We start from the raw sequence: 22,619 nt of genomic DNA on the forward strand, positions 1-22,619 counted from the left end.
GCCACTGCCCCTGCCAAGACCGCAAAGCAATCGGTGGTCCTGCCACCCATTCTCAGGCCTTCCAAAGCCGGTCAGGGCCACTCCACCAAGGGGTATCCCTTTGGATCTCTGCGACCACTGAAAGGAAAACCCGGTACGCCAGCTGCGGTCGTGCGAACCTGCCGTGCGGCGATCATATCCGCTGCCGCGCCGCTTGGCGCCGTCCGTGTCCAGGCCGTAAGCGCAGGTGCCTTGCGCCAACGTCGAGGCGCACTGACGGCGCCGATCGAGGTGCGAATAGACTACACAAGAAAAGATGGCATCGAAGTCCGGCGCGCACACGTCGATTGTCGCCTCGATGCGGCGGGCAGGGTCATTGCAATAGTATAGCACCAAGTACACGGCGCCGAAGGGGATGTAGCGGCCGGCGACGCAAATGGGTCAAGCCGGGGCTGATAGGCCGTGTGAAGCACCTACGGGGCGAGGAAGACCTGCGGCACGCGTCGCTGCAGGATTTCCGAGAGGAACCGGATAAAAAGCCCCTGCAACCAAGCTCAACAAACGCTAATCGATCCGCTTGAAGCGGCCCTTCTCGATGCGAAATACTCCGGTGTTTCCGCCTTGCTTCTCAAAGTCGGTTTGTAGCTCATCCCAGGTGCCAAGGTACTCCCCACAATCATCGCAAAAAATCGGCGTGTCTGGACGAGCGTCAGCAGGAATTCTCAGCCTTATGGTGAGGCAGTATGGGCATTCCAGCTTATGATTGAGGAATTTCGGTAGCATTTCGCCTGCAACACTTCACCCTCTGCCTGATTTTGGCAAGATGGGTATTGATGGAGGTTTTGGGGACTCAAACCCACCTGCGGAGGGCAATCAGACTTCAGTCGCATCAAGGCAGGGACCGTGGTCGCAGGGGCGGAACGAACGCATCTAAGCGGCGTTTGGCCAATACCGGCCGCTCCCGCTAACTGAAAGCGGTTGAGCGCAGGGCAGAGGCTCCGGCGCCCCGATGGGAGGTATCGCGCTGGAGCCTTTTGCTGGGGGCCCACCAAAAGGAAGACCGGCCAGGCCCTTGCCAACGCCACCGGTTTCAGGAATATAATCCTTCGTTGCGGCGAACCCCTTCAACGGAGATCGCCATGCCCCAAAAGACCCTCGCCGACACCTTGGCCGCCCACGAAACGGTCTATGTCAATTGCGGTCACCCAAAGTGCTGCAAGTCGACAATGCTCGATATCGCAGCGCTGACCGAAAGGCTCGGGCCCGATCACGGTTCGATGCATCAGGATTTGGTCGGCCTCTTTGGCTGCTCAAAATGCAAGGCCGAGGGACGCGACCGCCGCCCGGTGTTCTTCACCTGCATTCCCGACTACCAAGGCCAGCAACGAGAGCGGAACCGCACCTGGAAGCCTACTTTCGAGAAGCGCTAACGAAAAAGGACGTAGGCGCCCAGGCTGGCCATAAGCAGGCAGGCGGCCATTCCGACCATGTCCCGCTGCCTCTAGCGCCAGACGGCGCAGGCAAGCATCGTGGCGGCGATGGTGGCGACGTAGAGAGCTACTGCCAAAGCCGCGTCACAACGCGCGAGCCTAGCTGTCTGATTATCACCCCAAGAGCGAGTGTGATTGAGCCGAACCCGAACGCACAGACGGAAAGGATCTCGTGAATTACGGTCTTGGCTACACCAAGTGTCACAAAGCCTGCCAGCATCTCCAATAAGCCGAGCAGTATGATTAGAACCCCCATTTTGCCCCTCCCTTTTCCCCGGCGACAAGCATGCGCTTGGGCAAAGCTTTGGTCAAATCAGAGGGAACACGCGCGGGAGGCTACTCACTGGCCTCAACCTGCCAGCGCGCGACCGACTGCTATCCCAATTCCAATCGCCAAGCCGGTAGCGGGTTTTCCGCCCATGTCTATGGCAATGGCGCCGACAGTGATGCGCCAGGCTTTGCCTGGTTGCGCGATGGCCTTTGAGAGTTCATCGAAGATACGATCGTGCTTCATGGTACTTCTTGTATTACTCAGATATGCATGGATTACACAAAATAGCGGTGGAGTCCATATTAGACCTTAAAAGCTTTCCTCGAAGACACAATAGAAAACGACTAGGCGTTTTCACATGTTTTTACTTATCAAACTAGGCGTTTTCGCAATTTATTGAACGTGTCGCGCCCCGTTGCAGTCGCAATCAAAACTCCTTACTGTTGAGTTGGCGCGTCGGATCGGATGCGCTGGTTGTCGGGAGAACCGATTGTCGACGCTTCGGCGATCGTGGCGCGTTCTGGCGTGGTAACTGGAACGCGCCTTCTACCTGCAGATGGTCAAATCGTAAGCCAGATCTTGCTACAATCCCCTATGGCCGTCCGAATAGCGGTTCTCCTGGCGCTTCTGTTCGCCTTCGCCTACGGATTCGCAAAACTCGTGGAACGTGATGGCAGTGTTGGCGATCCGCCCTCTACGTGTGAGGAATGGTCAAACCCTGATTGCCCAGACCCGGACGCGCCGCCGGTAGATCCCCCATCAGAGTGAGTAGGGTGCCCGCCCTACATCTCACTTCCTTTGACGACTCGGCACGTTATGTAGGCCGTTATGTATGATTGTCGTTGGCTCAACAAAAACAATAGCTTAATAACGGAAAACGCCGCCCGATGGGCGGCGTTCTATCTTGATCTGGAGTGGATCAGCCGAGCAGCTGGCTGAGCGCCATGGCGACCGTCATGTCGCCCTCGACCTTGATCTTGCCGGACATGAAAGCCATGGTCGGGTTCAGGTCGCCGGCAATGAGCGAGTCCAGATCGTCGAGTGAGAGCTTCACGGTGCAATCGGTTGGTGCGTCGGTGGTCGAGATGGTCGCGCCGTCGATGACGATGACGCCGTCGCTGCCCGTGTCGAACTTCACCGAGTGCTCGAAACCGGCGCTTGCCACGCGCGACTTGATCCGGTCGGCAATCTCCTGAACGCCCATGGCTGTTCTCCTCGTCTGGTTGCGTTGATGCGCATATAGCTTCGAGTTGACGTTTACGTCAACGCGGTTGGCATGCGTCATCTTGGTTTCGGCCCGGATATGTGAGGCGCCATCTGAGCTTTCGCCCGAAACCAGAAGAGCGCGCGGCCGAGCCGCCTTGCGGCAGGTCAATGTGCCGCGGGAGCCTTGGGCGGTTCTGTCGCTGTCTCACCGTCATTTTTGCGCCGGCGCATGGCGTTGTCGCGGATCTCGTCCTTGGTCAGGAAGTTGACCTGGTCGATCAGCACATCATGCACCAGCTCGACGCCGACGCGCGCATTGACGGTTTCACGGATGGCGTTGCGGAACGCGTCGAGGTCGATCGTTTCCTTCTTGGTGAAGTCGATCTGCGGATTGCCATAGAGGTAGGAATAGACCTGGTCGGTCATCAGCGTGCCGGCCGGGATCGACAGTTTCTTTATCTCGGCGGGTTCGACCGTGTAGACGAGCTTGGTCAGAAAGTAGCCGTCGATCCGGGAATCGCGGATCAGCGGCACCGAGATCATGTCGGTCTTGACGTAGTCGAGACCGCCCAGCATCGGCTTGGGCGTCTCGCCGACGCCTTTTTCGCCGGCCACCTGGAACGAGTAGAACACCGCGCCGAGCGTGGCGGCGCAGATCCAGATCGCGGCGGCGATGAATTTGATCACCTGCTGTTTCCTCGCGCGGTTCTTCCGCCCGCTGTCACGCTCTCGCCCAGCCGAATTCGCCGGCCGAATAGGTGCCGTCGGCTTCGGCGCGCTGGATGGCGTTCTTCAAAAGACTGGCGACCTCGTTGACGGCATTGAGATGAGCGAGGATCGCCGCCTCGTTCCGCGCCAGCTTCTGGCGCAGCCGCGTCAACCCCTCGCGGTGCTGCTCCAGGAATTCGACCTCGTTGCCGCCCTTGATGGCGCGGGTCAGCTCATAGAGGTAGCGGCTCTTGCGGGCGTTCGACGCCTTGAGGTCGAAACCGGTGCCGGTGCGGATGCCCGCCGTCTCTTCGTCGACCGCTTCCTCGATGCGGCCGATGATGGCGGCAAGGTTCCCGGGGCGCGCGAAGGGGATCGGCGCATCAGGCGCGACCGTGCGGGCAGGCAGATTGGAGAAGTCCGATTTGTCGGCCATGTAGGTCCCTAGATTTTGATATCTGTTTTTATGGTTGTCTCGTCGCCGGTCATCGACCGCGCGGCCTGGCGCTGCAATTCCTGGACCATGGAGGTCGACAGCCGGGTCTGCTGGTCGATCTCGGCCTTGTCCGGGCCGCCCGAAACGGGACCGACGGGCACCATGCGCTTGCCGTCCATGTAGTGGTCGGCCAGCAGCGATTTGGCGATGCCGATGCCGCCGCGCGCGGCCATGACATCGGCCATGTGCTCGGCGAGCTGCGATTTCCACATGTCGCCGGCCAGGCCTTTGCCGTAAACGCCCTCGGTGTCCTTGGGCATCATGTTCTGGATGAAGGTCTGTAGCACCATCGCCTCGAAGCGCTGGAATTTTTCCGCCGGGTTGGTCGCCCCGGCTGCGTCAGCCGTGGCGCGCGACAGGATCGAGCCGGCACCAGCCGAAGCGGCAGTATCGACCGAAAAGGTTCCCGAAACGCCGCCGGCCCGCTTCGCCAGCGCCGTGCGGGCGGCTTCGATGTCCGCCGGTTCGACTGCGCGGGCAACATCCAGAACGATGTCGCTGGGTGGAGAAATGGCCAAGAAGGTCCGCCTTTTGCCCGTTTTCGTCTCAGGACAATGCCCCAACAAGCTTGCGGCAGGCTTGCGAAGAGAGCCGATGCCCTTGTCAGCCAGCGAAGCCGCCTTCATCGAGAAAGCATTGCTCCTCCGGCCGCATGGCGCGGCCGAGGATCGGGTTGCGATGGGGGAAGCGTCCAAACCGCCTGATGATGTCGCGGTGGTGTTCGGCGCGCTCCAGGTTTGGTCCGCCGGTCTCGCCGGCCAGCGCCACCGAGCGGTCCTGGTCGGCGAGGCTCTCGGAATGGGCGAAGGGCAGCCTCAAGAACAGCTGCCAGGTCGGGTGCACGTCGTGCTCGAAACCCGCATCGATGGCGTCGGCCGCGATGCGGCGAGCCTTCTCGTCGGTCGCATACATGCGCGGCGTGCCGCGAAAGGCGTTGCGTGGGAACTGGTCGAGCAGCACCAGCAGCGCCAGAGCGCCGTATGGTGTCGTCGCCCAGCCGTCGCAGTCGCCGCGTGCCGCCGCCTCGTGCAACGGCAGGAAGCGGTCGCGAAAGACGCGGTCGAATTCCGCGTCCTTGGCGAACCATGCGGTGGGGCCCACCAGCCACCAGAAGTCGACGACTTCGGCGGCTTCGTGCGGCACATTTTCGAGCCCGGACGAAGCGGCCCGGTCCTGGGTCATGATCGCTGCCATGGTCATGCCGCCCTCACCGCGCCAGCAAGTACCGGCCAGTCCTGGGCCTTTGCCCAGTCAGCGAGCGAGGTCGGCTTGACCGGCAGCATGCCGATTGTGTCGGCGATCTCGACGGCGAACAGCATCGAGCGCTGCCGGTGCACCCAGGCGTAGTTGGCGGCGACCTGATCGGCCGCATCCTTGCCCAGCATTGCCGTGAGGCCCGTGGCAAAGTCCGCCAACGGCACCGGATAATACTGGACGTGGCGGCCGACAATGTCGGACAGAACATCGCCAATCTGCTGTCCGGTGAGCGCCTCGGGGCCGCCAATGTCGAAACTCGCGCCGGCAAGCTCCGGCCGGCGCATTGCCTCGATCACATAGGCCGCCATGTCTTCCCATGAGATCCAGGATGTCCGAAAGTCCGACGGCAGCGGATAGGCGAACACGCCACGGTGGACGATCGCAGGCGCGCTCCAGGGCGCGGCGATGTTGCTCATGTAAAGCGTCGGCTTGAGGACAATCGATGGCAGGCCGGAAGCCTTCAAACGGTCGATGAGTTCGACCTTGGCGTCCATCAGCGCCGTGCCGGAATGCCTGGAAACATGACCGCTGGTGTTGAGCACCATAAGCTTGACGTCTGCCGCCAGCGCCGCATCGATCATGTTGCGGCCGTAGCGGAGAATTTCCTTGGGGCTGGCGTTGAGCGGCAGCGTCAGGGCCACCGCATCGACGCCCAGGCAGGCGAGGCCGACACGGTCGGCATCGGCAAGGTCGCCGCGTACGATGTTGACGCCTTCGCCAAACGGGTCGGGCGAGCCTTTGCGCAAAAGGACGCGCACGGTGGCGCCCGCCGCGCGGCAGGCTTGCACGACGGCTGATCCCTGGGCGCCGCCGGCGCAGGTGACCAGAATTGAACTGGGGAAATCAGACATTGAGTTTGCTCCTCGGTCGCGAGGTGATTCCAAGCGGCGGGCGAGCCCGCCGCTTGGAAGTCGGATGTCGACCGTGCCGGCCGACTTTGTTGTCAGCGACCCCAGATGCCCTGCCCATAACCCGGTGCGGGGATATCGAAGCTCGAATTTCCCTTCTGGGCCACTGCGCTGTCGGCAGTGCCGATGCTCGCCGTGCTGCTCAGGTCGACCGAGTAGGCGCCTTCGGACTTCATCGAATGGTGACCGGCGTTCGGATAGCTGCCGGCGCCAGGGATGTAGTCCGTGCCATAGTTGTCGCTGCCGGCAAAAGCCATGCCGGAGGCAAACAGGAAGGTGGCAGTGGTAAGAACGATCTTCATCATTTCAATTCTCCATCTTCGAGAGTTAAACAACAGACCTCAACGCGCCGCCCGCACCGCGTTGACGAGGCCCTCTTTCTTCATGCTCTAGGCGAAACCGACCAATCGCTATCCTTCCTGGATCCGCGTCGGCAGGTTGTTCAGCGCACGTTGTCTTGGTGTGCGTGCGCTGTTCTGAGGGCTGCTTCACAGCAGCCGATATCCTCGAGAAGGCTGGTTCTCCTTTGAAGGTCGCGGCCGAGCCATCCGGCTGCGTCAACGCAGCCTGCAGGAATGGCGGCTCTTCCCGGTCGGGTGGTTAAGTTGATGCCTGGCGTCTCATTGCGGCAAGCGTGTCCAGGCGCCGGTCATCGGCGGAAACATGATGCAGGCCTCATGCGCGACAGCCTCGTCGCGCCGGCGGTCGGCAAGGTCGTCGATGCCGATATCCGCCGCAGTGGTGATGCCCATCCTCTCCAGAGCGGGAATGAGGCTTCTGACGGTTTGCGCCATGTACTCATAGCCTGGCGACTCTGCACCGCCTTCGACGCGAGCGCCGGAGATCATCTGCGGAATGGGCAAGCCGGCGGCGAGATAGGTCGAAAACAGTTTGCCGCCCATGTCCGTCTCGAAACCTGTCCGCGCGAAGGCTCGGATGATCCAACTCAACGCCTGCGTGAAAAGTGGCGTTGGCGGAAGGCTTCGTGCGTATGGCATCGACATTTCCTGGAACGCGACTATGCCAGCTGGGCGCAAGAAACCTGCCAGACGGCGCAGCGTCTCAGCCGGTTCGGGCAAATACATCAGGACAAGCCGCCCGATGATCGCGTCGAACTTCCGCTCCGGAACGAAGCTTGCAAGATCCGCCGAGGTGAAGCGCACCCAGTAGCATTGTCCCGCTTCGACGGCGCGCCGTTCGGCGGCCTCGACCGCATCCTGCGACCGGTCGATGCCCAACACCGACCCGCTCGGGCCAACCAGTTGCCCGGCAAGCAGAGAAACGTCGCCAACGCCACAGCCCAGGTCGAGCACGTGCATGCCTTGCTTCAGTCCGGCCCGGCGCAGCACATCCTCGGTCAGGTCACGCACGAAGTCGCCCTGCAGCTGCAGCCGTTTGAATTCGCCTTCGGAATAGCCGCGCGTATACTGTCTGATATCATGGGTTTCGGGCCGGCCGTTTGGCCGGCGTTCGACAAAGCTGGTGTTCACTGCCCCGTCTCCTCAACAGTCGGTTTCGTGCTGAGGGCTGTCGATATCGCTCGGATCCGTACGACTGGGCGGAGCCTCATGCTCCACCTTGCCCAAACTTGTCCTGGGCCGGTACCGGGTCCGAGTTGCTTTGATATCTGCCGCCCCGCAACGGCACGGGAACAAAAATCCCGCCGACGATCTAACGCGATCAACGTGGTAGCAGGATCAGGGAGCCGCGTTTAAGCGAGCGTGGTAGCGAGCGTGGTAAGAAACGCTGCAAATGTGGTATTTTGCGTTGAAAGCAACCGGGAGCGGGGGTGAACGCAGCCGGGGGCACAATGTCATCGCACATTCAGATCTGCCTTCTGGGCGAATTGCGTATCGTGTCGGACGGACGCCAGCTCGACCTGCCGCCGTCCAAGAAGACGCGCGCGCTGTTGGCCTATCTGGTGCTGACCGGTCGCCCGCACCGGCGCGAGCGGCTGTGCGAGATTTTCTGGGAACTGCCTGACGATCCGCGCGGATCGCTGAGATGGGCGCTGAGCAAGATCCGTGCCCTGGTTGACGTGCCCGGCTCCGAGCACTTGAGCGCCGATCGTGAACGCGTTTCCTTGATCCGGGATTCGGCGACGGTGGACTATCTTGAAATCGTCCAGCGACTGCAGGCTTCCGCGCCGCCGGCCACTCTCGATGAACTGCACGAAATGGGAAGCTTCTGGCGCTGCCTTTGCTCGACGGGCTCGATCTGCCGCAGCTTGACGCCTACCAGGCCTGGCTTGCGGCCGAGCGCGAGGAGGTGCTGCAACTCCGTCTCAGCGTGCTGGAGCGCATTACGCTTCATCCCGAAACCAGCGACCGCGACGCGGTCAAATGGTTGCGCCAATGGCAAAGCGCGGACCCGAGTTCAGAACAGGCTGCCGGCATGCTGGTTCGAACGCTCAAGCGGCTCGGCCGCGGCGACGAAGCAGCCGGGGTGATGAGCAATTACCAGCGGATTGCCAGGGATACCGGGTTGTCGCCTGTCGACGATCTTTCGGAAGTGGGTCCCCCGCCCTCAGCGACCGAGACGGCAACAACGGTGCATAGCCTTCTGAAGCGCCAGTCGATCGGGTTTTGTCAGTCGGCGGATGGAGTGCGTATCGCCTACGCTACCGTGGGCACTGGACCGCCACTGGTCAAAGCCGCCAACTGGCTCAATCACCTCGAACTCGACTGGCAGAGTCATATCTGGAGCAAGACTTTTCAGGCACTGTCCGACGGACGTACTTTCATCCGCTACGACGAACGCGGCAACGGTCTTTCCGACTGGGAGGTGGACGACATCAGTTTCGAGGCGTTCGTACGCGACCTCGAAACCGTTGTCGATGCGCTGCGGCTGGAGCGTTTCCCACTGCTCGGCATGTCGCAAGGCTGCGCGGTATCGATCGCCTATGCCGTGCGCCATCCCGAGCGGGTGTCCGCGCTGTATTGATAGGCGGCTACGCGACAGGCTGGCGCATCGGCTGCTCGCCGGAAGAGCAGGAGCGGCGTCGGGCGGTGATGACCTTGACCAAGCTCGGCTGGGGAACCAACAATCCCGCATATCGCCATATCTTCTCGCAGACTTTCATGCCCGATGGCACCTCGGACGAACTTGCCTGGTTCGACGAATTCCAACGCCAGACCACCTCGCCGGACAACGCCGTTCGGTTCCAGGATGCATTCGGCGATATCGACGTGCGCGATCAGCTGGCGCAGCTGCGCGTGCCAACACTGGTGCTGCATGCCCGACACGATCAACGCATAGCGCTCGATCAAGGTCGGGAACTTGCCATCGGCATCCCGAATGCCCGCTTCGTCGTACTGGAGAGCCGAAGCCACATCATTCTGGGCCACGAACCCGCCTGGCCGATATTCATGGACGAGGTCCAACGATTCCTCGCCGAGACGAGTACAGCATAAAGCTGTTCAATTTTCAGGGCAGATCAGACAGCGCCGATTTTTCGCGCACCTTTGCGGCTTCCTTCGGAAGCACGCAGGCAGTCTGCCGATAACCTCAAATCTTATTTTAGAAAGTATTAATCTGTTAACGAGGCTGCCTCGCTTGGGGCCAAATTGGGCAGTTTAGAAACCGCTCATTAACCCGCCCCGCTCATCCTCAATTCCACGCACTGGAGACGTTGATTGTGAAACGCGATGTCGCGCTGATCGCTTTTTTGCTGTCGTTGGCCTGCCCGTTTGCTGCCCAGGCAGGGACGACCATGGAAACCAAGGGCAAGGCGTTCGCGCCGCCCGCCTTCTATTCGTTCTGTAGCCGCCAGCCCAGCCTGTGCAGCACGGCCGGCGGAAAGAAGGTCGTCGCCCTGCAGCCCAAGCTCAGCTCGGAGTTGAAGCAGGTGAACCGATCGGTCAATTCACGCATCACGGAGCTCAGCGATCGTGTCGCTGTCGGCAAGGACGACGACTGGCGCTTGCCGACCGTCTCTGGTGATTGCGAGGATATCGCGATCCTGAAGAAGCTTGAACTGATGCGGCGCGGCTGGCCGGCTTCGGCGCTCCTGTTGACCGTGGCAAGCTATGGCGGCGATGGGCACACGGTGCTGACGGTGCGCACCAGCGAAGGCGACCTGGTGCTCGACAATCTCACGAACTCCGTCCGTGACTGGTCCAGCACTCCCTACAGCTACTTCGCCCGGCAGGCACAAGGGAATGGCAAACGCTGGGAGCGGATCGGCGGTGCCAAGCCTATCCAGACGACCGCGACGGGCGGCTGAGGCTTCTCAGGTCGAAGTTCAGCGCCACGGCAGATTCCCCTCCGCTATTCGTGCCCTCGTTTCTGCGTGATCAGATCGAGACGCTCGCGGTCCGAGCGCTCACGCTCGTCGCGGCGGCGCACGTCCTTGTAGGCACGCTCGACCATGTTGGTGCGCGCGGTCGCCGTGGCGATCAGCGCGGCCTCCCGCCTGGCGCTCTCCAGGCTCGCCTCCTGGCGAACCAGCGCATTGGCGATGCGGCGATGGTAGAGGTCGGGAAACAGGCCGGCGAGCGACTGGTCGGCGTCGAAACGCTCGACCAGTTCCTTGGCTTCGGCTTCGGCGGCCGCGGCGGTTGTCAGGAATGTCGCGTGACGGGTTTCGTGCAGCGCCTTCAGCTGCTCCTGCACCTTGACCAGTTTCCTCAGGCGGTCCTTGCGCGTGGTCATGTGGCTACCGGGCGAGCGTCAGGTCGACAAAGCCGTTGACGAACAGCGACAGCATGGTACCGACTGCGAAATAGAAGATGATCATCCCGCCGGCGATGACGAAGGGCAGCGAGATGAAATAGACCGGGATCTGCGGGGTCAGCTTGTTGACGAAGCCGATCGTCAGATTGACGAGGATGGCGTAGGCGACGAAAGGGCTGCCGAGGCGGATGACCAGGAAGAAGGCGTCCGACACGGTGTCGGTAACATCGACCAGCGCTGCTTGCGGGTTGAAGAAGACATTGACCGGCGCGACCGTGTAGGAGGCGACCAGCGCGCGCACGATCTCATGGTCGAAATCGAAGACGAACAGCAAAAGCAGCGCCGAGAACGAGATGATGGCGGCAAGGGCTGCCTGCGGCTCCGCCTCCTCGATGGCCGGCCCGCCGGTGCCGCCATAGCCGATCAGCATGGCGATGGCCGCGCCCATGAAGCGAAACGCCTCCATGTAGAGCCTGGTCATGGCGCCGATCAGTCCGCCGACCAGCAATTCCGAGACGATCATCGGCACCAGAATCTGCGGACGCGGGTCGACGAAGGGAAAGATGCGGTCCCAGAGGAAGGCGAGCAGGCCGCCGGTGGCGGCGACCGCCACGAACAGCCGAACCTGGATCGGCACGCGGGCGCTGGACAGGCCGGGCATCAGCATGAAGCAGGCGCCGATGCGGCAGAAGGCGAGGAACGCCGCTATGACGACGCCTTGCGAGAGCGCGCTCACGATATGGTCCCGAGCACCTTGATCTCGACGCCCTTGGCGATTTCGACATGGCTCAGCACCGGCAGCGTGGTGAACAGGCGCTCGATGATCATGCGCACATAGGGACGCGCATCCGGCGCGGTGACGAGCACGAAGCGCTCGCCGGCCTCGAGATGCTTGCGGATCGCCTTGGTCGCGTCCTGGCCGAATTCCTCGAGCTGGCGCGGGTCGATGTCGAATTCGCGCACCTCGCCCTTGGCGTCGCGCTTGAGGCTCTGGTGGAAGGCGAGGTCCCAGCGGTTGCCGAGGCGCAGCACCTTGAGCACGCCGCCCTCGGAGAGGTCGCCGCAGATCTGCTGCGCCATGCGGATGCGGACATGCTCGACGATCTGCTCGGTGCGGCGCACATGCGGGGCGATCTCGGCGATGGCCTCGATGATCAGGTGCAGATTGCGGATCGAGACGCGTTCGGCCAGCAAGAGCTTCAGTACCGCCTGCAGACCCGGATAGGAGATGTGCGTGGTGCAGATCTCGTCGGCGAGCTTGCGGTATTCGGGATCCTGGCGTTCGAGGAGGGCCTTCATGTCCTTGTAGGACAGAAGCTGCGGCAGGTTGTTGCGGATGACCTCGGAGAGGTGGGTGAGCAGCACGGACATGTTGTCGGCGAAGGTGTAGCTCTCGCGCTTCAAGTCTTCGGCGAAGGTTTCGAGCACCGAGAAGGCGCGCATACCGAAGGCCGGCTCGCGGATCTCCTCGCCGGGAAGTTCCGGCACGTCGCGGGTGCCGAGCAGCACCATGATCTCGCCGACGCGCATCTGGTATTCAGCGACCACGGTGCCGTGGACCTTGATCTGGTAGCTCTTCGGTGGAATGGCGAAATCGTCGGCGACGCGCACTTCCGGCACTACGAAGCCGTATTGCGTGGCAAACTTCTTGCGCATCTTCCCCATGCGGAAGACCAGTTCCTGATGCGACACCAGCAGCCTTGTCGAAAGCTGCTTGCCGATCAGCAGTTCGATCTCGGCGGTGGCCAGCGATGCCTTGACCGAGTTCTTCTCTTCCTCAGCCTTGTTGGCCTTTTCCTGGCTCTTCACCGCTTCGGCGGCGGCGACGGCACGGTTGTGGCGCATCGGAATGATGTAGCCGAGAGCGGCCATGCCGCCGGCAAGGGCAAAGAACGGGAACAGCGGCAGGCCCGGCATCAGGCCCAGAACGACGAGCAGCGACGCTGCGACATAGAGCGCGCGCGGATGGGCGCCGAGCTGGCCGAACACCGCCTGGTTGGTCGAGCCGCGCGTGCCGCCTTTGGAGACGAGCAGGCCGGCGGCCAGCGAGACGATCAGCGCCGGGATCTGGGTGACGAGGCCGTCGCCGACAGACAGCTTGATGAACACGTCGGCGGCCTGGCCCATGCCCATGTCGTGGCGGATATAGCCGATGGCGATGCCGCCGACGATGTTGATGGCGGTGATGATGAGGCCGGCGATGGCATCGCCGCGGACGAATTTCGAGGCGCCGTCCATCGAACCGAAGAAGGAGGATTCCTCCTCCAGTTCGCGGCGGCGCAGCTGCGCCGTCTTTTCGTCGATCATGCCGGCGGAAAGGTCGGCATCGATCGACATCTGCTTGCCGGGAATGGCGTCAAGGGTGAAGCGCGCGCCGACTTCGGCGATACGGGTGGCGCCCTTGGTGATGACGATGAAGTTCACCACGATTAGGATCAGGAAGACGATGAGGCCGATGACGAAGTCGCTGGCCATCACCAGCCTGGAGAAACCGGCAATGACATAGCCGGCGGCATGCGTGCCTTCATTGCCATGCGACAGGATCATGCGCGTGGTGGCGATGTTGAGCGACAGCCTGAGCATGGTGGCGATCAAGAGCACGGTCGGGAAGGAGGAGAAATCGAGCGGGCGCTGGATCCACAGCGCCACCATCAGGATCAGCACCGACAGCGCGATCGAGAAGGCAAGGCCGATATCGATCAAGAAGGCCGGGATCGGCAGGAACAGCACGGCCAGGATGATGACGATGCCGATCGCGAAGAAGACGTCGCGGCCGTTCTTGGCAACGGTGCCGGCTGCAATGCTTTCGCTGATCGCCATAATCGTCCTCAAATCATAAGCCTGCCGCGCGCGACAGCCTTGTGAGCCTAGCTGGCCAAGCTTGCGCGAGGGTGGGAGAAAGCACCCTGAGAGAAGAAGGGAATCGCATGCTCCTGATCATCGGCACGGTCCGTTTGCCGCCGGACAAGCTCGCCGAGGCAAGACCGGCCATGCAGCGGATGATCTCCGCCAGCCGCGCCGAGCCCGGCTGCATCGAATACTCCTATGCGCAGGATGTCCTCGACGCGGGGCTCATCCACGTCTCGGAAGTCTGGAGCGATCGGGCCGCGCTCGACGCGCATTTCAGGTCGGCGCATATCGCGGACTGGCGTGCAAGCTGGGCGGCACTCGGCATCCGCGATCGCAATCTGATGCTCTACGAAGCGGGCGATGCCAAAGCGACCTGATCGATCGAAGACAGTCTCGGCGATGCCGGCTCCCCGCCGCTGAGGTTCGGGGTGCATTGCCCGCGCCGGTGCCAAAATGGCGCCACAAGCAGTCGGCATTGCGGTTGCCACGCAGTGTTGCCGGGCGTATCAGGCGGCAGCTTTCCACCTCTTGCCCTACGGCGAGCCGTTCCAGTGCTTTCCAGAAACGAACCTCAAGTCTATGCCCGCCGGCTTCGCGCGGTGCTGATCAGATCGATCCCGCTGCTCGAGGCGCGCGGCATCGTGATCGTCGTCCTGGCCGGTGTCGTGGGCGTGATGGCGGGCGTGCTGGTCACGGCGATGAGCCAGATGGTGCAGGGCATGCATGGGCTGCTGTTCGGCGTCCAGCCGGGCGGCCGGCTGTCGGCGATGTTTTCCTTGTCCGACCCGGTTCAGGCGGCGATCCCGGCGATCGGCGGCATCCTGCTCGGTCTGTCGGTGGTCTGGCTGCGGAAGCGAAAGTTCCGCACCCCGGTCGATCCGATCGAGGCCAATGCGCTTTACGGTGGACGCATGTCGCTCACCGACACTTTCATCATCGCCGGGCAGACGATCATCTCGAGCGGCTTCGGCGCTTCGGTCGGCCTGGAGGCCGGCTACACGCAGGTCGGCTCCGGGCTGGCATCGCGGCTGGCGCGTGCGCTCAGGCTGCGTCGCAATGACGTGCGTATCCTGGTCGGCTGCGGCGCGGCAGGTGCGATCGCCGCCGCCTTTGATGCACCGCTGACGGGAGCCTTCTACGGGTTCGAGCTGGTCATCGGCATCTACTCTGTCGCCAATGTCGCGCCGGTGATGACCGCGGCGATCTGCGCTTCGCTGACCGCCGAGGTCTTTGGCGGCGTGCCCTTTCCGCTGGAGCTTGCCGGCCTGCCCGCACTCACCGCCAGCCAGTACCTGCCGTTCCTGCTGCTCGGGCTTCTGGGCGGCGCTGCCTCCATCGCCATCATGCATTTGGTCAGCCTGATCGAGCGCGGCTTTGCCAGGCTCTCGATCGACGCCTCGCTGCGGCCCTTCATCGGCGGCATCCTTGTCGGGCTGCTGGGGCTGGTCACGCCGCAGGTCCTGTCCAGCGGCCATGGCGCGCTGCATCGCGAGTTCGCGATGAACTACGGCATCGCCGTCGTCGCCAGCGTCTTCGTGCTGAAGCTGGCGGCGTCGGCGATCTCGCTGGGCTCGGGCTTTCGTGGCGGCCTGTTCTTCGCCTCGTTGTTCCTCGGCGCGCTGCTCGGCAAGATCTTTGCCGGCGTGATGGCCGTCGTCTCGCCGGCTACCGGGATCGATCCGGCCGTCGCCGCTGTCGTCGGCATGACCTCGCTTGCCGTCGGCGTCGTCGGTGGACCGCTGACCATGACGTTCCTGGCGCTGGAATCGACGCGCGACCTGACGCTGACCGGCGTCGTGCTGGCGGCTTCGATCATGGCGGCGATCCTGGTGCGCGAAACCTTCGGCTATTCGTTCTCGACCTGGCGCTTCCATTTGCGCGGCGAGACGATCCGCAGCGCACACGACGTCGGCTGGATGCGCAGCCTCACCGTCGGGTCGATGATGCGCAAGGATGTGCGAACCATCGACGCGTCGACGACGCTTGGCGCATTCCGCAAGGAAATACCACTCGGCTCGGCGCAGCGCGTCATCGCCGTCGATGAGGGCCGGCACTATGTCGGCGTGCTTATCGTGGCCGAACTGCACAGCGAACTGTCCAACGGCGAGACGCCGGTACGCTCGCTTGCCCAGTTCAAGGATGCGGTGCTGGTGCCGACCATGAACGTCCAGTCGGCGGCCGAAACCTTCCAGCGCGCCGGCGCGGAAGAACTGGCCGTGGTCGAGGATTTCGCCGACCGCGTCGTGCTTGGGCTTCTGACCGAAAGCCATCTGATGCGGCGCTATGCCGAAGAACTCGACAAGGCGCGGCGGGATCTCTCGGGCGAGGGCTAGCCAGAGATCGTGCCGGCCCGATCAATGCTCGATCGGCCCCTTCGCCATGACCAGCGCGGTGCCGGCGGTCGTCGGCCGCTCGATCATGCGCCGGACGCGGGGCGGCTCGCTGCCGCTGTGCAGCGCCCGTATGCGCTCGCCGATGACGGCGTCGGCATGGGTGGCGCGCCTGTTGTGGCGGATGTATTCGAGCCAGGTCGGCGTGTGGTAGTGCTCGATCCAGATCGCCGGATTTTCGAGGTCGCGCGCCAATGTCCAGTTGCGGGCACCGTCGCGGCGGCGGATGCGGCCGCGCTCGGCCATGGTGGCAAGGAACTCCGGCACGTCCTCGTCACGGATGATGTATTCGATCATGATGGCGATCGGGCCGCTGCGCGGCTTGAGGTCGAGCCCGAGAGGCGGCTCCTTGAAGCGGTTGAGCGGATCGAGATTGAGCACCGCCTGCTGCGGCAACGGCAGGAAAAGGCCGATGGCGCCGCCCGCCAGCATTGCGATGCTTGCCACGATCAGCGCGGTCTCGGCGCCATGCGCGTCGGCGACGACGCCCCAGATCCAACTGCCCAGCGCGATGCCGCCGAAGGTCGCCGTCTGGTAGACCGAGAGCACCCGGCCGACCACCCAACGCGGTGTCGACATCTGCACCGTGACGTTGAAATGCGACAGCGCGATCACCCAGCAGGCGCCGCCGACGAGCAGTCCGAGCGAGGTCTGCCAGGCGTGGTCGCTGATGGCGGCGTTGAAAGCGCACACGGCGAAGCCGGCGAAAGCCATGCGCACCATCGTCTCGCTCGACAGCAACTGCCGCAGCCGCACGCTGATCAGCGCCCCGCCGACCGCGCCGATGCCGAAGGCGCCGAGCATGATGCCGTAGGTCAGGGCGTCGCCCTTGACGACATCGCGCGCCACCAGCGGCAGCAAGGCGAGTACCGCGCCGGCGCTGAAGCCGAAGGCAAACCCCCTGACCAGGACCTTGCCGATGTTGGGCGACATGGCGACATAGCGCAGGCCGGCGCCCATCGCCGCTCCCAGCGTCTCGCGCGGCAGCGTCGACACCGGCAAATCCGGCTTCCAGCGAAACAGCACGATGATCAGGCCGACATAGCTCAATGCGTTGGCGGCGAAAGCGGCGGCAGCACCCGCCGCGGCGACGATAATGCCGCCGATCGCCGGGCCGACGCTGCGCGTCAGATTGAAGCCCAGTGAGTTCAGCGCGACGGCTGCCGGCAGCTTGGCGCGCGGCACCATATCGCCGACCGAGGCCTGCCATGACGGATTGTTCAGCGCCGTGCCGCTGTCGATCAGGAAGGTGAAGGCAAGAAGCGTCCACGGCGTTATCAAGCCGAGGTAAGTGAAGATGGTCAGAAGCACCGAAACGACCAGCATGAAAGTCTGTGCGACCAGCATCACCTTGCGACGGTCGAAGCTGTCGGCGATGGCGCCCGCAACCAGCGCAAACAGCATGATCGGCAAGGTGGTCGAGGCCTGGACGAGCGCGACCTGATAGGACGAGGTGGCGATCGAGGTCATCATCCAGGCGGCGCCGACGCCCTGGATTAGGCCGCCGAAATTCGACACCAGGCTGGCCGACCATACGGCCCGGAAAATGCCGTGCCGGAAGGGCGCCAGCGCCGAGACGCGTTCGCCGCCCGGCTCGTCATCGATCATCAATACTGTCCCGCCTGATTACGTCCGTACCCCTCACCGTCATGCCACCCATGGAGGCTGAGCAGACGAACACCACTTCGAAAAAGGCCATGGTCCAACAACAGGATAGCACGGCAAAAATACGTCCGGACGCAACTAATCCAAAGGTCTTGCCGCTCTGGACCAATTTACGTCTGATCATTCCTGGCCGCGGCGTGCAGTGTCTCGGTGAGTTTTTCCGTCGTCTCGCCGCCGGCATGGAGGCGCAGGAAGAGTTCCATGCCGACAAGCCTCAGCCTCGAGGCCACGTCACGCCTGGCCAGCCCGACAAAATCGTCGATGGAAGCGGCAGGCCATTTCATCGCATCGCGCAAGAACCCGCCACGCAGCAGACCATGAATGCCGGCGGTGAAGTGGGGCGAGATCTCGAAGCCGACCTTGGGCGCATGGATGTTTTCGCGCGGGATGTGTTTTTCGGCGACCTTCTTCAAAAGCCATTTTCCGGTTTTGTCGCGGTATTTGTGGCGCCTCGGCAGATGGATCGCGTAGTCGATCAACCGGTTTTCGAGGAACGGAACCCTGAGTTCCACCGAGGCCGCCATGCTCAGCCGGTCGTGCCGGTGCAGCAGGTCCTGCAAATGCGAGTACATGTCGAAGAAGCAGCTTCCCAGGAAGGCTCGGTCGGTCAGTGGCGTCACCGGCTGAAGCCGGTCGAAGATTTCGGGCTGCAGGAAATTCAGGTCCGGCGACAAGGCCCGCAGGACCGCATTGTGGCTCCAGCCTCCGCCATGGCCGATCGACCTGCTGAATGGCGCCTGGCGAAGGCGCTGAAATTTCCGGTCCAGCCAGCGCTTCGAGCGAAACAGCCGCGCCGGCCAGGACCACGCACGCCAGGCTCTCATGCTTGAGGCCTGCCACGCGTAGCCGCCAAAAAGCTCGTCGGCGCCTTCGCCGGTCAGCAGAACCTTGACGCCGTCGGCCCGACACTGTTCGGCCATCGCCATTAGCCCGACATGGCTTGCATGCCAGCCGTCGCTTTCGAGATGCCAGATCACTTTTGGCCAGAGCTCGAAGAACCGGTTCCTGTCGACCGGCACCCGGCGCAGGCTGACGCCGACATGGCGGCCGGTCCGTTCGGCGTTCGCGGCCTCGCTGTGGCCGAGAAGGGGGTCGACGACATAGCCGTGGATTTCTGGCCTGAACCGCTTCGCCAGTGCGGTGATCAGGCCGGAATCGACCCCGCCGCTGCAGGCCGCGGCGATGCTGGTGTCGGCAATGCAGTGAAGCTCGACGCTGTCTTCGAGCAGTGTCTGGAGCGTCGCCATCTGCACCGCATCGGAGGCGGTATCGCCGGTGATGCGCGCCGTCTCCAGCACATCGAGTACATGCCAGAAGCGGCGCTTCTCAATGCCGCCATCGGTGATCTTCCACAGGCCGGCGGGCGGCAGCCGCTCGATCCCCTCGAACAGGCTGTAGCTGGAGTCGCGGCTCTGCCACGCGAGCCGCAAGGTGATCTCGCGCGCGTCGACGCGGCACGGGAAACCCTCGCAGGCAAGGATTGCCTTGTCCTCCGACGCAAACAGGATCCGTCCGCCTGTCTCGGCAACCGACATCGGCTTGATGCCGAGCCGGTCGCGGGCAAGCCACAATGCGGAACTGCGCACGTCGAAATAGGCGAAGGAAAACATGCCGTCGAATAGCGGCACGGCCTTCTCCGGGCCCCAGTGATGCAGGGCCTGCAGAACCACTTCCGCGTCGGAGACGGAGCGAAAGACGCGACCCTCCGCCTCGAGGACCTGGCGCAGCGTCCGGTAATTGTAGACTTCGCCATTGTAGACCAGCACGCCCTGACCGCATGCGGTCAGCATCGGCTCGCGGGCAGCGGGCGAGGGGTCGATGATGGCAAGCCTGCGGTGACCCAAGGCGAGCCGCCCGCTGCTCCAGCTGTCGTGGTCGTCCGGACCGCGATGTGCCAGCGCCTGCATCATGCGGGCGATGTCCGAAAGGTCAGCGATGCCGATCGGGTCGCGCTTTCGCCAGACGCCGGCTATTCCGCACATGGCCTGCCTGCCGGTCTTGCCTGGTCCATGGTTTTCCGGGAATCACCAAGGCTGAAAACATCGGGGGCCGAGCTGTTGGCCGACCCGGCAGGCAATCTAGCTGGAACGCGGCCAGCCGCAAGCCGTTGCAGGATTTCTGCCCCTGTGTATGAGCCGGCTAACCCCGCGCTAGAAGCCGTTTTCGATGCGCTCGAAGATGACGTTGGTGAAGGCCGATATCTGGCCGCCGATAAACGGGCCGGTCAACGCCACCACCAGCATTATGGCGACGATCTTGGGCACGAAGGTCAGGGTGATTTCTTGGATCTGCGTCAGGGCCTGGATCAAGGCGATGCCGATGCCGACCGCCATCGCCACCAGCACCACGGGAGCGGATGCGGTCAGCACCGTCCACACCGCGTATTGGACGATATCAAGGGCGTCGGCCTCGTTCATGCGATGGACCCCGGCTTGATGTCGGCGTCAGCTGGCGGCCTTGACCGAGACGCCCGAGGTCACCGGAACTTCCGTGCCGTTCTCCAGCACCGCGATAAGACCGCTGCTGGCGAGGCGCACCGAGGCCACGGTGCCTGATGTGTTGCCGTCGGCGGAGGTTATCGAACGGCCGATCAAGGCATCGGCCTGCGACAATGCCGAGGACTGCATGATCTGGTCAAGCTTGGTGTTGGTCTGCACCGATTGCTCGACCTGCGAGAAGGTGGCGAGCTGGGCGACATACTGCGTCGAATCCATCGGCTTGGTCGGATCCTGGTTCTTCATCTCGGCGATCAGCAGCTTCAGGAACGACTGATAGTCGACCGCAGTCTTGGAGGTCGAAGTGGTGGTCGAATTGGCGCCGGTCGGTATGGTGGTCGTCATGTCAACGGTCATTAGTGTCGGGCTCCCACGGCCAGCGAGCGCGGCGCACCCGCAACATCGTCATTGCCGCCAAGCGCGCGGCGTTCGAGTGGATAAAGCGCCCGGATCGCCTTCAGCGCCTCATAGATATGATCCTCGCCGACCATTCGGTCGATCTGCTTCAGCGCGCTGCAGATCCGTTCGTCCTCGAAACTCGCCAGCAGCATGGGCAGCGAGCGGCGGAACATGTCGCGCGCCTCGGCGGCCGCCTGCGGGTTCATCAGCATGACCTGCAGGATGAAATAAAGCTGCTTGAGCGGTGTCGACGCCTCGTCGGCCTGGATGACATGGCTTTCGAGCAGGAACTGCACGTCGTTCATCAGCTCGATGGCGACCTTGCGGTCGACGCGAATGACGGCGCCGTTGATGTAGATCTTCTCGTTCGGCTTCAGCGATATCTTCAGCGTGTTGGTCATTGAATGCCGTCCCGGATGATCTGGGACACTTCGATCAGGCCTTCGAAATTGTTGGTGCGGCCCTGGCGGATGTCCTCGGCTTCGCGCAGCAGCCACAGACCGATGGAGATCAGGTTGGCGCGTAGTTCCTTGGGCAATGCATTGTCGCTCGAGCCGAGATCCTCGACAAAGGTTGTCCATACCCGGTTGGTGAAGTGCAGCGCCTCGGCTGCTTGCATCGAACCATGGCCGACGGCCGCCGCCGCCGCCAGCATGTCGATCGAGCGGGTGAGCAGCTGCCGCTCCCGGTCCTTTGCGTCGGCGACGGAGTCGGTCTGGATGTCGGCGTAGGAGAATTGGTACATCTTGGGAGCTCTGCCGTTCCGGTGGGTGGTTTCAGGTCAGGTAGTTCAACAGGCTGAGTTGCTGCAGGCGCGCCGTCAGCGCGAAGGACGTCTCGATATGCTGCGTCAGGTCGGCGACGCGGGTCGCGGCTTCGGCGGGATCGACGCCTACGAGGTCGATGATATGCTTCTCGAACAGATCGACCTGCGTCTTCATGCGGTCGGTGGCGTCGGACACGCGGTTCTGGGCGAGGCCGGCCTCGGACCGCACCTGGACAAGTCCGCCGATGGCCTCGCCGACCAGCGTTTGGGCGCGGCTGGTGACCGAAGTCCTCGCCGCCTGGCTGATAGTGCTGCTGGAAAGCAGGCTGGTGACCATGGCCGATGCCATGGCGAGCTTGCGGATGCCTTCTTCATTGGCGCTGACCGAGGTTTCGGTGGTTTCGTTGAGCGCGATGCGGCTGGTGATCTGCTCATCGGTGGCGTTCGACCAAGTGCCTTGCCAGCCCGAGCCGAGGAACTGCGGCTCGACGCTTGTGGTGATGAAATCATCCATCTGGGCAGCGGTGATGCCGGCCGCGGCCGGATCGCCCTGCGCGAAACCGAAATAGGCGACGAAGGAAGCGTCGAAGGCAGCCTTGGCGGGGGAGCCGGCGGCGGTGAAATCATCGATCGGCTTGACGTCGGTGTTGGTGCCGGCAAACAGATACTCGCCATTCACGCCGGTGTTGAGGATTCCCGTCATCTGTTGCAGCGCCGAGGCGCCGGCGGACTGGGTGATGCTGGTCGAGGAATCGCCAGATACGGCGCTGGTCAGGGCCGAGAGGAAACTCTGCGCGACATCGGAGAGCTGGCCAAGCGAATCCTGGGTCGATGTGAGCCGGGCGGCGACCAGCGCATTGGAATCAATGATGCCGTTCAGCCGGTCGAGATCGCGCTGGAAGGTCACGGCCTGGGTCGTGCGCCCGCCCAGCGCCAGCCCGACATCGGCGACCTGACCGGTCGACGCCTCTTTCGTCGCCTTGACCAGGTCGGCCTGCATGCGCATCTGCTGATAGCGCATGGCATTGGACATTGCAGCTGAGGAGACGGATGTGGCTTTCATGG

The 22,619-nt window shown here is 63.1% G+C and carries 26 protein-coding genes; 6 read left to right on the top strand and 20 right to left on the bottom strand.

Features of this window, described 5'->3' with window-relative positions; all coding sequences use genetic code 11:
- The first annotated feature begins 1,118 nt into the window (after positions 1-1,118).
- Positions 1,119-1,409 carry a hypothetical protein gene (locus D3227_RS15005; protein WP_120014879.1) on the top strand — a complete coding sequence of 97 codons (291 nt, stop codon included), beginning with the start codon at positions 1,119-1,121 and terminating at the stop codon, positions 1,407-1,409.
- A 409-nt stretch (positions 1,410-1,818) separates the two neighbouring features.
- On the opposite strand, the gene D3227_RS41585 is transcribed toward D3227_RS15005, so the two are convergent.
- From D3227_RS41585 to D3227_RS42680, 10 genes are all read right to left on the bottom strand, one after another.
- Positions 1,819-1,983, bottom strand: a complete 165-nt coding sequence (locus tag D3227_RS41585) for a hypothetical protein (RefSeq protein WP_167480702.1) — start codon at positions 1,981-1,983, stop codon at positions 1,819-1,821.
- Positions 1,984-2,659: 676 nt separating this feature from the next.
- Complete coding sequence (locus D3227_RS15020; RefSeq protein ID WP_120014974.1) at positions 2,660-2,944, bottom strand: SCP2 sterol-binding domain-containing protein; 285 nt, start codon at positions 2,942-2,944, stop codon at positions 2,660-2,662.
- 167 nt (positions 2,945-3,111) lie between these two features.
- Positions 3,112-3,633, bottom strand: a complete 522-nt coding sequence (locus tag D3227_RS15025) for a hypothetical protein (RefSeq protein WP_120014882.1) — start codon at positions 3,631-3,633, stop codon at positions 3,112-3,114.
- 34 nt (positions 3,634-3,667) lie between these two features.
- On the bottom strand, positions 3,668-4,090 hold the full coding sequence (locus D3227_RS15030; protein ID WP_120014883.1) for a hypothetical protein: 423 nt from the start codon (positions 4,088-4,090) through the stop codon (positions 3,668-3,670).
- Positions 4,091-4,098: 8 nt separating this feature from the next.
- Complete coding sequence (locus D3227_RS15035) at positions 4,099-4,668, bottom strand: rod-binding protein (protein WP_208646373.1); 570 nt, start codon at positions 4,666-4,668, stop codon at positions 4,099-4,101.
- Positions 4,669-4,753: 85 nt separating this feature from the next.
- The gene (locus tag D3227_RS15040) at positions 4,754-5,344 is read right to left on the bottom strand and encodes a DUF924 family protein (RefSeq protein WP_245451765.1); all 591 of its coding nucleotides are present in this window, start codon (positions 5,342-5,344) and stop codon (positions 4,754-4,756) included.
- Positions 5,345-5,346: 2 nt separating this feature from the next.
- Positions 5,347-6,258, bottom strand: coding sequence for an SDR family oxidoreductase (locus D3227_RS15045; protein WP_120014885.1), 912 nt, complete (start codon positions 6,256-6,258; stop codon positions 5,347-5,349).
- 92 nt (positions 6,259-6,350) lie between these two features.
- Positions 6,351-6,620, bottom strand: a complete 270-nt coding sequence (locus tag D3227_RS15050; protein WP_120014886.1) for a DUF680 domain-containing protein — start codon at positions 6,618-6,620, stop codon at positions 6,351-6,353.
- 315 nt (positions 6,621-6,935) lie between these two features.
- Positions 6,936-7,805 carry a class I SAM-dependent methyltransferase gene (locus tag D3227_RS15055; protein ID WP_120014887.1) on the bottom strand — a complete coding sequence of 290 codons (870 nt, stop codon included), beginning with the start codon at positions 7,803-7,805 and terminating at the stop codon, positions 6,936-6,938.
- Between the two features lie 323 nt (positions 7,806-8,128).
- Positions 8,129-8,488, bottom strand: coding sequence for a hypothetical protein (locus tag D3227_RS42680; RefSeq protein WP_245451761.1), 360 nt, complete (start codon positions 8,486-8,488; stop codon positions 8,129-8,131).
- Between the two features lie 26 nt (positions 8,489-8,514).
- Between D3227_RS42680 and D3227_RS42685 the strand changes: the two genes are divergently transcribed.
- The 3 genes from D3227_RS42685 (at position 8,515) to D3227_RS15065 (ending at position 10,540) form a co-directional block, all read left to right on the top strand.
- Positions 8,515-9,258 (top strand): alpha/beta hydrolase, encoded by a 744-nt coding sequence (locus D3227_RS42685; RefSeq protein WP_245451762.1) that lies wholly within the window; start codon positions 8,515-8,517, stop codon positions 9,256-9,258.
- A gap of 74 nt (positions 9,259-9,332) precedes the next feature.
- Positions 9,333-9,728, top strand: coding sequence for an alpha/beta fold hydrolase (locus D3227_RS42690; RefSeq protein ID WP_245451763.1), 396 nt, complete (start codon positions 9,333-9,335; stop codon positions 9,726-9,728).
- A 218-nt stretch (positions 9,729-9,946) separates the two neighbouring features.
- The gene (locus tag D3227_RS15065; protein WP_167480703.1) at positions 9,947-10,540 is read left to right on the top strand and encodes a transglutaminase-like cysteine peptidase; all 594 of its coding nucleotides are present in this window, start codon (positions 9,947-9,949) and stop codon (positions 10,538-10,540) included.
- Positions 10,541-10,584: 44 nt separating this feature from the next.
- Here D3227_RS15065 and D3227_RS15070 read toward each other — a convergent pair whose 3' ends face one another.
- From D3227_RS15070 to flhA, 3 genes are read right to left on the bottom strand one after another with little or no spacing between them, the layout of a single operon-like run.
- On the bottom strand, positions 10,585-10,968 hold the full coding sequence (locus D3227_RS15070) for a hypothetical protein (protein WP_120014888.1): 384 nt from the start codon (positions 10,966-10,968) through the stop codon (positions 10,585-10,587).
- A gap of 4 nt (positions 10,969-10,972) precedes the next feature.
- Positions 10,973-11,725, bottom strand: a complete 753-nt coding sequence (gene fliR / locus D3227_RS15075) for a flagellar biosynthetic protein FliR (protein WP_120014889.1) — start codon at positions 11,723-11,725, stop codon at positions 10,973-10,975.
- Positions 11,722-13,809, bottom strand: coding sequence for a flagellar biosynthesis protein FlhA (gene flhA / locus D3227_RS15080; protein WP_120014890.1), 2,088 nt, complete (start codon positions 13,807-13,809; stop codon positions 11,722-11,724). The genes fliR and flhA overlap by 4 nt, the downstream gene beginning before the upstream one ends.
- A gap of 107 nt (positions 13,810-13,916) precedes the next feature.
- Between flhA and D3227_RS15085 the strand changes: the two genes are divergently transcribed.
- Together D3227_RS15085 and D3227_RS15090 are read left to right on the top strand one after the other, a co-directional pair.
- Complete coding sequence (locus D3227_RS15085; protein WP_120014891.1) at positions 13,917-14,216, top strand: putative quinol monooxygenase; 300 nt, start codon at positions 13,917-13,919, stop codon at positions 14,214-14,216.
- A 174-nt stretch (positions 14,217-14,390) separates the two neighbouring features.
- Positions 14,391-16,172, top strand: coding sequence for a chloride channel protein (locus D3227_RS15090; protein WP_120014892.1), 1,782 nt, complete (start codon positions 14,391-14,393; stop codon positions 16,170-16,172).
- A gap of 21 nt (positions 16,173-16,193) precedes the next feature.
- On the opposite strand, the gene D3227_RS15095 is transcribed toward D3227_RS15090, so the two are convergent.
- From D3227_RS15095 to D3227_RS15125, 7 genes are all read right to left on the bottom strand, one after another.
- Positions 16,194-17,837 (bottom strand): MFS transporter, encoded by a 1,644-nt coding sequence (locus tag D3227_RS15095; RefSeq protein ID WP_120014893.1) that lies wholly within the window; start codon positions 17,835-17,837, stop codon positions 16,194-16,196.
- A gap of 167 nt (positions 17,838-18,004) precedes the next feature.
- Positions 18,005-19,876, bottom strand: a complete 1,872-nt coding sequence (gene asnB / locus D3227_RS15100; protein WP_120014894.1) for an asparagine synthase (glutamine-hydrolyzing) — start codon at positions 19,874-19,876, stop codon at positions 18,005-18,007.
- 168 nt (positions 19,877-20,044) lie between these two features.
- A complete protein-coding gene (fliQ, locus tag D3227_RS15105) occupies positions 20,045-20,311 on the bottom strand; it encodes a flagellar biosynthesis protein FliQ (RefSeq protein WP_120014895.1) in 267 nt (88 codons plus the stop codon).
- Positions 20,312-20,338: 27 nt separating this feature from the next.
- Positions 20,339-20,746, bottom strand: coding sequence for a flagellar hook assembly protein FlgD (gene flgD, locus D3227_RS15110; RefSeq protein ID WP_120014896.1), 408 nt, complete (start codon positions 20,744-20,746; stop codon positions 20,339-20,341).
- Positions 20,746-21,189 (bottom strand): flagellar biosynthesis repressor FlbT, encoded by a 444-nt coding sequence (gene flbT, locus D3227_RS15115; protein ID WP_120014897.1) that lies wholly within the window; start codon positions 21,187-21,189, stop codon positions 20,746-20,748. Before flbT ends, flgD begins: the two co-directional genes overlap by 1 nt.
- A complete protein-coding gene (flaF, locus tag D3227_RS15120; protein ID WP_120014898.1) occupies positions 21,186-21,533 on the bottom strand; it encodes a flagellar biosynthesis regulator FlaF in 348 nt (115 codons plus the stop codon). Before flaF ends, flbT begins: the two co-directional genes overlap by 4 nt.
- A gap of 31 nt (positions 21,534-21,564) precedes the next feature.
- Positions 21,565-22,617 (bottom strand): flagellar hook-associated family protein, encoded by a 1,053-nt coding sequence (locus D3227_RS15125; RefSeq protein WP_120014899.1) that lies wholly within the window; start codon positions 22,615-22,617, stop codon positions 21,565-21,567.
- Between the last annotated feature and the right edge of the window lie 2 nt (positions 22,618-22,619).

Origin of the sequence: Mesorhizobium waimense, from assembly GCF_003601975.1 — a bacterium.
GTDB lineage: Bacteria > Pseudomonadota > Alphaproteobacteria > Rhizobiales > Rhizobiaceae > Mesorhizobium > Mesorhizobium waimense.